This window comes from Pseudomonas sp. P5_B3, from assembly GCF_056400405.1.
The window spans coordinates 18532-30317 of the sequence record NZ_JBFULI010000064.1; the positions used below are offsets into that span (position 1 = coordinate 18532).

10 protein-coding genes are annotated in these 11786 nt (G+C 61.5%); 6 read left to right on the plus strand and 4 right to left on the minus strand.

Annotated elements, in window-relative coordinates:
* Positions 1-159: 159 nt before the first annotated feature.
* The 3 genes from AC1DRN_RS26370 (at position 160) to surE (ending at position 4136) form a co-directional block, all read left to right on the plus strand.
* Positions 160-1677 carry a DUF1302 domain-containing protein gene (locus AC1DRN_RS26370; RefSeq protein WP_457266112.1) on the plus strand — a complete coding sequence of 506 codons (1518 nt, stop codon included), beginning with the start codon at positions 160-162 and terminating at the stop codon, positions 1675-1677.
* A gap of 23 nt (positions 1678-1700) precedes the next feature.
* Positions 1701-3080 (plus strand): DUF1329 domain-containing protein, encoded by a 1380-nt coding sequence (locus AC1DRN_RS26375; RefSeq protein WP_223463225.1) that lies wholly within the window; start codon positions 1701-1703, stop codon positions 3078-3080.
* A gap of 78 nt (positions 3081-3158) precedes the next feature.
* Positions 3159-4136 (plus strand): 5'/3'-nucleotidase SurE, encoded by a 978-nt coding sequence (surE, locus tag AC1DRN_RS26380; protein WP_223463224.1) that lies wholly within the window; start codon positions 3159-3161, stop codon positions 4134-4136.
* A gap of 521 nt (positions 4137-4657) precedes the next feature.
* Here the strand turns inward: surE and AC1DRN_RS26385 are convergent.
* The 4 genes from AC1DRN_RS26385 to AC1DRN_RS26400 form a co-directional block, all read right to left on the minus strand.
* Positions 4658-5116, minus strand: coding sequence for an REP-associated tyrosine transposase (locus tag AC1DRN_RS26385; RefSeq protein ID WP_223463223.1), 459 nt, complete (start codon positions 5114-5116; stop codon positions 4658-4660).
* A gap of 256 nt (positions 5117-5372) precedes the next feature.
* Positions 5373-6488 carry a 3,4-dihydroxy-2-butanone-4-phosphate synthase gene (locus tag AC1DRN_RS26390; RefSeq protein ID WP_223463222.1) on the minus strand — a complete coding sequence of 372 codons (1116 nt, stop codon included), beginning with the start codon at positions 6486-6488 and terminating at the stop codon, positions 5373-5375.
* A complete protein-coding gene (locus tag AC1DRN_RS26395; protein ID WP_223463221.1) occupies positions 6485-7411 on the minus strand; it encodes an alpha/beta hydrolase in 927 nt (308 codons plus the stop codon). Before AC1DRN_RS26395 ends, AC1DRN_RS26390 begins: the two co-directional genes overlap by 4 nt.
* Complete coding sequence (locus tag AC1DRN_RS26400; RefSeq protein WP_223463220.1) at positions 7398-8237, minus strand: SDR family NAD(P)-dependent oxidoreductase; 840 nt, start codon at positions 8235-8237, stop codon at positions 7398-7400. The genes AC1DRN_RS26395 and AC1DRN_RS26400 overlap by 14 nt, the downstream gene beginning before the upstream one ends.
* 146 nt (positions 8238-8383) lie before the next feature.
* Here AC1DRN_RS26400 and AC1DRN_RS26405 point away from each other — a divergent pair, with 146 nt between their 5' ends.
* The 3 genes from AC1DRN_RS26405 to nudE all read left to right on the plus strand — a co-directional run bounded on the left by AC1DRN_RS26405 (position 8384) and on the right by nudE (position 11330).
* On the plus strand, positions 8384-9427 hold the full coding sequence (locus AC1DRN_RS26405; protein WP_223463219.1) for a 3-ketosteroid-9-alpha-monooxygenase, oxygenase component: 1044 nt from the start codon (positions 8384-8386) through the stop codon (positions 9425-9427).
* Positions 9428-9563: 136 nt separating this feature from the next.
* Positions 9564-10694, plus strand: a complete 1131-nt coding sequence (locus AC1DRN_RS26410) for a helix-turn-helix transcriptional regulator (RefSeq protein WP_223463218.1) — start codon at positions 9564-9566, stop codon at positions 10692-10694.
* 87 nt (positions 10695-10781) lie between these two features.
* The gene (nudE, locus tag AC1DRN_RS26415) at positions 10782-11330 is read left to right on the plus strand and encodes an ADP compounds hydrolase NudE (protein ID WP_223463217.1); all 549 of its coding nucleotides are present in this window, start codon (positions 10782-10784) and stop codon (positions 11328-11330) included.
* The last annotated feature ends 456 nt before the right edge of the window (positions 11331-11786 follow it).

Here is an 11786-nt window from a genome sequence, read left to right on the forward strand (position 1 = left end):
CGATGTTGCGCACAAGTCGTGACTCCATAGTCGCCCACAGTACCAATCACCCCCCAGAAATGCAGGTCGGGCAGGTCTGACCTGGGCCATGAGGACGACATGATAAAAACAATAATCGCCCCACCAACACAGCACCCTCGCACACAGCTTGTTCTATTGATGCTGGCTGGCGGACTAAGCGCTCACGTTAATGCCATGAGCTTTCAGCCGAGCGAAGACTTGAGCATCGACTGGGACACCACACTGACGTACAGCCTCGCCTGGCGGACCGAGTCTCGCGATCACAAACTGACCGCCAATGCCAACGGCAACGACGGCGACAACGCGTTCGACAAAGGCAGCCTGATCAACAACCGCAGCGGCTTTCTCACCGAAGCCAACATCAAGTGGCAGGACGACTACGGTGTGTTCGTCCGGGCGACCGGTTTCTACGACAACGTCTACGATCAGGACAACGACAACACCACCGGCACCTCGAACTGCTTTGCCGGCGGCCATTGCAGCCAGCCTGACCGCTTCTCCCAGGACACCATCGACCAGCACCGCAATGAATTGCGCATGCTCGATTACTACGCCTATGGCACCTGGGACGTGAGCGGCCACGCCCTCAACGCGCGCGTGGGTAACCAGGTGGTGAGCTGGGGTGAGAGCCTGTTCTATCCGGGTATTTCCGCGGCCCAGAGCCCGGTGGACGCGACCAAGGCGACCACCCCCGGCGTCGAGGTCAAGGAAATCCTGCTGCCGGTCGGCCAACTGTTCACCCAGTTCGCCCTGACCGAAAGCCTGGGAGTCCAGGCCTACTACCAATACAAGTGGGAAAAGACCGAGCTGTTCGGCGTGGGTAGCTACTTCTCCACCACCGACTTCATCGACGAGGGCGGCTTCAACGACGCCTCCGGTTTTGTCACCCGTCTGAAGGACGACAAGCCAAGCGACAGCGGCCAGTACGGTCTGGCCTTCACCTATGCCGCCGAGTCGCTGAAAAACACCGAGTTCGGCATCTACTACGCGCGTTATCACGACAAGACCCCGTCGCTGGACTTCGCATCGACCCTGGGCCGCTATCAGGTGCGCTACTTCGACAACATCGACCTGTTCGGCGCGAGTTTCGCCACGGTGCTGGGCGACATCAGCTGGGCCGGTGAAGTCAGCTACCGCGACGGTACGCCGGTGATGGTCGACAACGGTTTCTCCAGCCCCGTGCGTGGCAAGACCATACAAGCGCAAACGTCGATGATCTACGTGCTCGGCCCGACGTCCTTCGCCGACAACACCAGCCTGACCGGCGAGCTGGTCTACAACACCGTGGTCAGCAACGACAAGTCGCAGCCAGTGACCCTGGCCCCTGGCTTCGCGCTGCCGGGCACCGACAGCCTGGTCAATGACCGCGATGCCTGGGGCTACACGGTGCAGGCGAACTTTGACTACAACAACGTGTTCAGCGGATGGGACATGTCGGTGCCTGTCACCTTCAGCGCCGCCGCCCACGGCGACAGCTCGATGGTCGGCTCGATCAACGCCGGCCAGAACGATAACCGCGCCAGCATCGGCAGTTCGTGGCGCTACCTGGGCAACTTCACCGTCGAGGCCCGCTACAACGCCTACCTCGGCAACGCCAACAACAGCCCGTTGGCCGATCGCGACAACGTCGCGCTCAACTTCAAGTACCGGTTCTGATTTCCCAATCGGAGGAGCACAGCATGTCCAGATTCACCCAAACATTATTGAGCACCGCGCTGACCGTCGGCCTGCTCGGCAGTGGCCTYGCCTACGCCAAGGTCAGCCCCGAAGAAGCCGCGCGCCTGGGCCAGGACCTGACCCCGATGGGCGCCGAAAAAGCCGGCAACGCCGATGGCAGCATCCCGGCCTGGTCCGGCAAATGGCGAGGTCTGCCACCAGGTCTCAAGTACGCCGGCCCCGGTACCCCGTATCCGGACCCGTACGCCGCGGAAAAGCCACTGTTCGTGATCGATTCGAAGAACGTGGACAAGTACGCCAACAACCTGACCGATGGCCAGAAAGCGTTGCTCAAGCGTTACCCTGATACCTTCAAGATCCCGGTGTACCCGAGCCACCGCGACTTCCGCCTCGATCAGCGCATGGAAGACCTGATCAAGAAAAACGCCGTCACTGCCGAACTCGACAATGACAACAACGACACGAAAAACGCCTGGGGTGCCTCGCCGTTCCCGATCCCGAAGAACGGCAGCGAGTTGATGTTCAACCATACCTTGCAGTCGCGCGCCAACACTGAAGAGGCCAACTACGGCCAGGCGGTGGTGTACGCCAACAAGGAAAAGGTGCTCGAAGAAGTCAACTACAAGATCTTCTCGATCTGGTCCAGTCCGGACAAATCCCTGGAGACGGCCAACGGCGTGCTCACCAACTTCCTGATCACCACCCTGGAACCGGTGCGCAAGAAAGGCGAGATCGTGGTCGGTCACGAGTTCATCAACCCGACCTCCTCCCCCCGCCAGGCCTGGCAGTACAGCCCGGGTCAACGCCGGGTACGTCGCGCGCCGACCGTGGGCTACGACTCGCCGACCGGCGCGGGAGGTTTTCGTGTGTACGACGAAGACCGTTTGTTCAACGGTGCGCCGGACCGCTACAACTGGACCATCGTCGGCAAAAAGGAAATCTACATTCCGTACCACAACTACAAGACCGACGATCCAGGCGTAACGGCCGACCAGATCCTGGCCACCACCGGTCACATCGATCCGCAGTACATGCGCTACGAGAAGCACCGCGTCTGGGTGTTGCAGGCCGACCTCAAGGAAGGTGCCCGCCACGTGTACGCCAAGCGCGTGCTGTACCTGGACGAGGACACCTGGTCCGCGACCATGGCCGACAACTACGACAGCCGTGGCCAGTTGTGGCGCACCAACATGCAGACTTCGATCTATGCCTACGAAATGCAGCGTTACCACGCTCGCCTCGGCATCTACCACGACCTGATCGCTGGGTCCTACCTGGTTGACCGGATGCTGATCGATCAGAAACCGGCCAAGCTCAACGCCACCGCTTTCACCGAAGACGAATTCACCCCTGGCAACCTGCGCAAACTCGGCACCCGCTAAACCCCTGGCGCCCCGACCGATTCATTCGGTCGGGGCGTTGTGCCTTTCCAAATCTGTAGATTTCACGGAAGACTGCCCATGAATAAACTCCTCACCGGCGTCATCGCCATGGCCAGCGTTGGCCTGTCGATGCAAGCCAATGCCCTGAACATCCTGCTGACCAACGACGATGGCTGCCGCGCGCCCGGCATCGACGCGATGTACCGCGCCCTGACCGCAGCCGGGCACAAGGTCACCCTGGTCGGGCCGTTGAACGACAGCAGCGGCATCGGCGCCGCCAGCGTGGTCGTGCCCGGCCAGGCCCTGGGGATGACCGAACTGGCACCGGGCAAATTTTGCGTCGGGCCACCACAGGGTTACACCTCGCCTGCCGGCAAGACTTCCGCCATCGGCACGCCAGTGGATGCGGTCAACGTCGGCCTCGACGTGATCCTCAAGGATTCGCCACCAGACCTGGTGGTGTCAGGCAGCAATTTTGGCGAAAACGTCGGCCCGCTGACGCAGATGTCCGGCACCCTCAACGCCGCCGTTCGTGCCATGTTCAAAGGAGTTCCGGCGGTGGCGGTGTCCACGGCCATCGACATGGACCTGATCATCCGCGATCAGCAGGCGGGCTATCGCAAGACCCTTGGCGCCATGGACGACACGGCGCGCTTTGCCGTGAAGGTCATAGAACAGGCGAGCCTGGCGGGTACCGAAGCGAAAAAATCCTGTAGCAAAAACAAACATGACTGCGAGCTGAACGTGCTCGGCCTGCCGGGAGTCAGCGGCCTGAACCTCAACTACCCGCCTCTGAAACCCGATGAGGCCAAAGGCGTGAGCTTTGCCCCGATCGGTAATTGGGATCGCGTGAACTTCACTTCGCAGCGCAGCGCCGATGGCGTGGTCCACGTCAACCTGGCCCCACCGTCGACACCGACCGAAGCCCAGCAAAAGGCCGATGCCTATCAACTGTGGCAAGGCCACGCGGTGATCACCGTGATCGACGGCAACATGACCGCGCCGCAGGCGGTGCAGGATCAGGCGAAGAAGATGTTGCGCGGGATCAAGCCTTAAGCCAGCGCAGAACCGTGTTAATCACAAAACCATTGTGGGAGCGAGCTTGCTCCGGGCGGCGTTCCGACGATGAGGCCGGCCCATTCAAAATAGATGTCGACTGACACTCCGCCATCGCGAGCAAGCTCGCTCCCACAGGGTTACCGGGTGTACGCAATATCTGTGGATAACCAAAAACCAGTGTGGGAGCGAGCTTGCTCCGGGCGGCGTTCCGACGATGAGGCCGGTACATTCAAAATAGATGTCGACTGACACTCCGCCATCGCGAGCAAGCTCGCTCCCACAGGGTTAGCGGGTGTACGCAACATCTGCGGGCATCCAAAAATCATTGTGGGAGCGAGCTTGCTCCGGGCGGCGTTCCGACGATGAGGCCGACACACTCAACATCGATGTCGACTGACACTCCGCTATCGCGAGCAAGCTCGCTCCCACAGGGTTACCGGGTGTACGCAATATCTGCGGGTATCCAAAAACCAGTGTGGGAGCGAGCTTGCTCGCGATGGCGGCAACGCGGTACTGGATCAGACCCATATCGCGTCCCACAGCGGATAATCGCCCAGCTTCTCCACCAATCCCGCGCGCAACGGGTTGGCGACGACATATCGTGCAAGCTTTACCAGATCCTCATCCCGCCTCAACGCCCGATCGTGATAACCCTGCTGCCAAAGACTGCCGCTACGACCAGAAGTCATGTTCACGGCTCGCGTACTCAACGATTTGGTTTTTTGCATCAGCTGACTGAGTGAGCACTGCTGCAACTCGATCAACCAATGAAAATGATCGGGCATGATGACCCAGGCAAAAGTGTTCGCCCAGTATTGTTCCTGTGCATACTGAAATTGCTTGACGACCAGCCGGCCCAAACCGAAATCCTTGAAAACCGGTTCTCGGTCCAGCGTGTTGCTCGTCAGCAGGTAAATCCTGTTGGGTTCAGGGTAGCGGCCTGTGCGCAGGCGATGTGAAGCGGGTAATTCAGGCATTCCTTTGCCCTCTCCATGGTGAATTCAGGAGGAAGGCTAGACCGGTGGATGCTTGGGAGTTGAATCAGCTTTTAACTGGATGTGTCTCCCACAGGGTTAGTGGGTGTACGCAAAATATGCAACCAACCGAAATTACTGTGGGAGCGAGCTTGCTCCGGGCGGCGTTCCGACGATGAGGCCGGCACATTCAACATTGATGTTGACTGACAGACCGCCATCGCGAGCAAGCTCGCTCCCACAGGTTTAGGTGTTGGCTTCAGACTGCCGGCTGGAACGGCACAAACTCGGTCACTTCCAGATCGAATCCGGACACGGCCTTGTACGGCACCGGCGAGCTCATCAGGCGCATTTTGCGGACGTTCTGGTCGCGCAGGATTTGTGCGCCGATGCCCAGGGTTCGTTGCGGAAACTGTGGTGTACGCAGTCTGCCGCCACTTCGCTGGCGCAACTGTTCGAGCACGCCGTCGGCGGTTTCCTTTTGCGCCAGCAGCACCAGCACGCCGTTACCGGCGGCGGCGATGCTCGCCAGTGAACGTTCGAGAGTCCACTGCTGTGACCCGTCTTCGCTTTCACACCCCAGCACATCCCGCAATGTCTCGATGCTTTGCACCCGCACCAGCACCGGTTGCGTACTGTCGATCCGGCCCTTGACCAACGCCAGGTGCAACGAGCCCTTGTAGGTGTCCTGATAGGTGGTCACCTGGAACTCGCCGTGGCGGGTTTGCAACGGATATTCGCCGCCGCGCTCGATCGTACCTTCATGCAGAATGCGGTAGTGAATCAGGTCGACGATGGTGCCGATCCGCAAGCCATGCCGCTGGGCGAATTCATGCAACTCGGCACCACGGGCCAGTTCCCCGTCCTCGTTGAGAATGCCCACCAGCGTTGCCGCCGGTTGCAGCCCCGCCAGTCGCGTCAGGTCGCAAGCAGCCTCGACATGCCCCGCCCGCTGCATCACGCCACCGGGCAAAGCTTGCACCGGGAAGATATGCCCCGGTTGCACCAGGTCCGCCGGAACGCTGGCCGGGTCGACCGCCACCTGGATCGAGCGCGCCCGGTCCGCCGCCGAGATGCCGGTGGACACTCCGGTGGCGGCTTCGATCGAGCAGGTAAAACCCACGCCATGTTGCGCCCGGGAGTTGGGCACCATCAGGTCCAGGCCCAGCGAGCGGCAGCGCTGCTCGGTCAGGACCAGGCAAATCAGCCCGCGTGCCTGCACCGCCATGAACGCGACGGCCTCGGCCCCGGCCTGTTCGGCGGCCATCAGCAACGAGCCTTCGCCGTTGTGTTCGTCGTCGGTGATCACCACCATCTGACCGGCACTGATGGCCTCGATCAGTTGCGGCACCGTGTTGAAAGCCAGGCCGTTCACTGGAGTGCCTCGCGCAGGTCCGCCGCCGCATCGGACAAGGCATATGCCGCCCCTTCGACAAAGGGCGCCATGCTGATAAAACCGTGGATCATGCCGTCACAACGCTGAACCCGCACAGGCACTCCGGCCTCGCGCAGGCACTCGGCCATTGCCTCGCCTTCATCGCGCAATGGGTCGAATTCGGCGGTAATCAGGGTCGTTGGCGGCAATCCCGCCAGGCTCTCGGCGCGCATGGGCGAGGCCAATGGATCATCCGCCTGCCCGACGTCTTGCAGGTACTGCTGCCAGAACCAGCGCATCATCCCGGCGGAAAGCAGATAGCTCTCGGCAAATTCTTCGAAGGACTTAGAGTCGCAACCTGCGTCAGTGACCGGGTAAAACAGACACTGATAGCTGACCTTCGGCCCCTGGTGTCGTGCCGCCAACTGACTGACAGCCAGCGCCAGGTTGCCCCCGGCGCTGTCCCCGGCCAAGGCCAGCCGGCTGCCGTCGACGCGCAGTTCAGCTGCGTGCTCAACCAACCAGCAGGTGGCCGCATAACAATCGAGCGGTGCAGCCGGGAACTTGTTTTCCGGCGCCAGTCGGTAGGCGACCGACACCACCACCGCCTCGGTCTGACGGGCCAGCGAACGGCAGAGATTGTCGTGGGTATCGAGATTGCCCATGACAAATCCGCCGCCATGGAAAAACACCAGCAATGGCAGATTGAATGCTTCCGATGGCCGGTACAGCCGTGCGTCCAGTTCACCGTCCGCGCCGGCCACCCGCAGGTCGCGCACCTCGCTCATCGGATCGCCGGGAATGGCCGGCAGCAGGTTGTCGGAGAACTGCCGGTACTGTGCGGCATCGACCTGACTGAAATCGGGTTCCGGGATGTCGCGAAACTGCTGGAGGACTCCAGCGATCTGCTTATCGAGCGGCATGGGCATCGTCCTCTACGTCAGTCATTTGAAACTGCGGATTGGTTTCTCCCAGGATGCTTCGCAGACGGCGTTCAAGGGCCGGTTTGAAACTCTTGTGGGGCAGAATCCAGAAACGCTTTTGCGCGACGGCGTCGAACACTTGCGCGGCCAGCTCCGCCGGGGTCATACCCTGGCGAACGGTGCTGTCGAGCAATTGATTGAAGTCGGATCCGGCGGTACCCGCCACCTGGTTCGACGCCATGATTTCACTGGCCACCGGCCCCGGGCACAGCACCGAAACCGACACCGGCGCACCGATCATGGCGAGTTCGTAATGCAGGGTTTCCGAGAGCGCGACCACGGCTTGCTTGGTCACGTTGTACGGCGCCATCAGCGGGCTGCTGACCAGCCCGGCAAGGGACGCCGTGTTGACCACATGGGCTGCCCGGCCCTGGCTGAGCAGCAGCGGCACAAAGCTGCGAATGCCGTTGATCACGCCGTTGAGGTTGACGTCCAGTATGCGCTGCCATTGCGCCTCGGTGATTTCCCAGCTGAAGCCGGTTTGCATCACCCCGGCGTTGTTGAACAGCAGGTCCACCCCGCCAAATTGCTCGACAGCCCGGTCACGCAAGCGCTCGACCTGCGTTACATCACCGACATCGGTGACGCAGGCAATCGCTTGTACACCGCTGGCCTGCAATTCGTCGCACAGGGCTTGCAGGCCCGCTGCATCCCGATCCGCCAGCACCAGGCGCATGCCCAGCTTCGCCGCGTGTTCGGCCAAGCCTCGGCCAATACCACTGGCGGCCCCGGTAATCACCGCTACCGGCCCTTGTTCATTACTCATCGCCAACTCCTGCCATGGGTCCAATGACGCCAGTAGAGCGGGCCAACCAAAAGCAGCCATCGTCCATTCAGACGATGCCCGCTTTTACAGGGCCGGCAGAATCCGTTACATGCGCCAAACCCGTGATCCCTTGGGAGAATAATAAGATGAGTACCCTGCACCGCATCGAAGCCAAACTGCTGGAAGACCGCTACGCCCGCGGCTGGCATTGCCTGGGCCTGGCCGCGCAATACCGCGACGGCAAGGCCCATCGCCTGGAGGTGTTCGGCACCCGTCTGGTGGCGTTCCAGGGTGAAGACGGAGAACTGCATATTCTTGATGGCTACTGCCCGCACATGGGCGCCGACCTGAGCACCGGTTGCGTTGAAGGTAACTCGATCCGCTGCCCGTTCCACGCCTGGCGCTGGGGCGCCGATGGCGTGTGCGATGACATCCCCTATGCCAAGCGCATCCCGCCACGGGCCAAAATCAAGAGTTGGCCGATCATGGAAGAAAACCAACTGCTATTCGTCTGGAATGACCCTGAAGGCAACCCGCCGCTGCCTGAGCAACGCATTCCGCGCATCGACGCCTGCTACAGCGACGAATGGGCGGCATGGGAAGTCGCCGAATTGCAGATTGGCACCAACTGCCGCGAACTGATCGACAACATCGCCGACATGGCGCACTTCGGCACTGTGCACGGCGCGCCGGTCGAGGAGTTCATCAACATTTTCCAGGGCCACCTGGCGACTCAGATCATGCGTGCCCGCAGTGAGCGCCTGTCCGGTGACAGCGTGCTGACCACCGAAGCCACCTACTTCGGCCCGGCCTATCAGATCACCGAAATGAACGGCGCCATGAACGGCCAGCCGATCCACTCGATCCTGCTCAACTGCCACGTGCCGATCGACCTGGACAGCTTCACCCTGCGCTACGGCGTGCTGGTGAAAAAGATCCCGGGGCTCAGCGAGGAGCAGAACCAGGCGATGGCCAAGGCCTACGTAGCGCAGGCTCAGGCAGCCTTCTACGAAGACGTGGCCATCTGGCACAGCAAGACCCGCGTCGACAACCCGCTGCTGTGTGACGGCGACGGTCCGGTCTATCAGTTGCGTCGTTGGTACGAGCAGTTCTATACCGATGTGGAAGCGCTGTCGGCGGACGCTGCCGAACACAAAAAGTTTGTCGTGCGCACCAGCGAACGGGTCTGACGTCAGCGGCTTTTCGCCCGCCCCGGGCCTGAGCGGCAGCCGCCGGTCAGGCCTTGAGCCCGAGCGTTGCAAGGAGTCGATACCGGCGCTTATTCTCGGCCACCGCCAACGCTAATAATAAAAACGGTTTTTCCCCATGCAGCAGAGCCTCAGCCTCGATACGTTCAGTGATTTGCTCGGCAACCTCTATCAGGGGCCGCTGGAAACCATTCCCTGGGCGACTTTTCTCAATCAGCTCAATGTGCATCTGAACAGCAAGTACGTGACCTTCATCCTGCGTCCGCCCAGCGCCCACGTGGACGGATTGATGGTCAACACCACCGGCACCTCGACCGAGGCGACTGCGTCGTACAACAAACACTTTTTCAGCCTCGACCCCTTTGTCGACCTGCCCAACCGCCAGGTCGTGACCCTCGCCGAGTTCGTTTCCAACGACGACTGGCAAAACTCCGAGTTCTACAAGAATTTCCTTGAACCTGTGGACGTGTTCCACATCCTCGGTGCCGACATCAACACCGTCGACGGCGCCCAGTGCCGCATTCGCATCAGCCGCGGACGTGACGACAAGCCTTTCGGCAATGAAGAAAAGGCCATGCTCACGCATTTCATTGCGCACCTGGAACGTTCGATCAAGATCCACATGCAACTCAACCGCATCGAAGCCGAGCGCAACCTGTACGCCGGCGCGGTGAACCAGATGGCGGTCGGCACGATCATCCTCGACGAGTCCGGCAAGGTGCTGCAGACCAACCAGGTCGCCGACCGGCTGATCCAGGAAAAGGACGGCATCAAACTGGTCAACGATGGCCTGCAGGTCGGTACGGCCCGGGACACCCAAGAGTTCCGCCGACTGGTCAAGCAGTCGCTGCTGTCGCAGAAGAGCAGCAACCCGTCGGTGGTCGAAGCCCTGCGCGTGCAGCGGCCGTCCGGCAAAGCGGACCTGGGGATCATCGTACGCTCGGTGCCATTGACCGACTGGAGCGAGGGCAAGCAATGCCCGACCGTGGTGATTTTCATCAGCGACCCGGAACAACAGTCCACCGCCCCGCAGGAAATCGTTCGTGCGCTGTTCGACTTCACCCCGGCGGAAACCCAGCTTGCCATGTTATTGGCCAACGGCCTGACCCTCGACGAAGCCTCGGAAGAACTGGGCATCAGCCGCAATACCTCGCGGGCGCACTTGCGCTCGACCTTCTCCAAAACCGGCGTGACCCGCCAGACCATGCTGGTGCGCCTGATCCTGCGCAGCGTGGCGACCCTCGGCTAAGCCCGACTGCCGACCTCGTCCGCTCGGACGATGGCGGCCCCCGCTGTACAGCGCACAGTGTCTTTATCCCAAACAGGGGACTGCCCCATGCGCAACTGCCCAACCATCCTCAAGACTGAACTGCTGGCGCAAAGCGGCCACTTTCAGATCGAAGCCCTGCACCTGCAATTCAGCAACGGCCAGCAGCGGGTCTACGAACGCCTGCGCGGCACCGGTTATCGTTCGGTGATGCTGGTGGCGATGCCTGATCCAGAGCATGTGCTGCTGGTGCGTGAATACGCAGTCGGTGTGGAAAAAACCATACTCGGCCTGCCCAAGGGCGGCGCTGAACCCGATGAGGACTATTTGCAGGCGGCGCAGCGCGAGCTGAGCGAAGAAGTCGGCATGCGCGCAGCACGTCTCACCGAACTGGGCGAACTGACCCTGGCACCGGGACACTTGTGCCATCGCTACCGGGTGGTACTGGCCGAACAACTGAGCCCCTGCCAATCGGCCGGCGACGAACCCGAGCCGCTGGAATGCCTGCGGGTGCCCCTGGCGCAAATCCCCGAGTTGGTGGCACGTGGTGAACTCCACGAAGCCAGGGCGATTGCGGCGTTGTTCATGGCCATGGGCGCCCTCGCCCGACGCACCTGACACAGACGCCATCCTCTTGTGGGAGCGAGCTTGGTCCGGGCGGCGATCCGACGATGAGGCCAGCACATCCAGCATCAATGGCGCCTGACACACCGCCATCGCGAGCAATCGAGCGTCGACCGGCTGCTCCCACAGGGAATGCAGCCAGGCRCAGATCCCGGGAACGGCCAATAATCCTGTGGGAGCGAGCCTGCTCGCGATGAGGCCATCACATCCAACATCAATGGCGCCTGACACACCGCCATCGCGAGCAATCGAGCGTCGACCGGCTGCTCCCACAGGGAATGTAGCCAGACACAGATCCCGGGAACGCCCAATAATCCTGTGGGAGCGGGCTTGGTCCGGGCGGCGATCCGACGATGAGGCCAGCACATCCAGCATCAATGGCGCCTGACACACCGCCATCGCGAGCAATCGAGCGTCGACCGGCTGCTCCCACAGGGAATGCAGCCAGGC

Excerpts from the sequence above, each read along its gene's own strand:
- AC1DRN_RS26385 (WP_223463223.1), bottom strand. The coding sequence starts at position 5,116 with ATGCCTGAATTACCCGCTTCACATCGCCTGCGCACAGGCCGCTACCCT.
- AC1DRN_RS26400 (WP_223463220.1), bottom strand. The coding sequence starts at position 8,237 with ATGAGTAATGAACAAGGGCCGGTAGCGGTGATTACCGGGGCCGCCAGT.
- nudE (WP_223463217.1), top strand. The coding sequence starts at position 10,782 with ATGCGCAACTGCCCAACCATCCTCAAGACTGAACTGCTGGCGCAAAGC.
- AC1DRN_RS26395 (WP_223463221.1), bottom strand. The coding sequence starts at position 7,411 with ATGCCGCTCGATAAGCAGATCGCTGGAGTCCTCCAGCAGTTTCGCGAC.
- surE (WP_223463224.1), top strand. The coding sequence starts at position 3,159 with ATGAATAAACTCCTCACCGGCGTCATCGCCATGGCCAGCGTTGGCCTG.
- AC1DRN_RS26405 (WP_223463219.1), top strand. The coding sequence starts at position 8,384 with ATGAGTACCCTGCACCGCATCGAAGCCAAACTGCTGGAAGACCGCTAC.
- AC1DRN_RS26410 (WP_223463218.1), top strand. The coding sequence starts at position 9,564 with ATGCAGCAGAGCCTCAGCCTCGATACGTTCAGTGATTTGCTCGGCAAC.
- AC1DRN_RS26370 (WP_457266112.1), top strand. The coding sequence starts at position 160 with ATGCTGGCTGGCGGACTAAGCGCTCACGTTAATGCCATGAGCTTTCAG.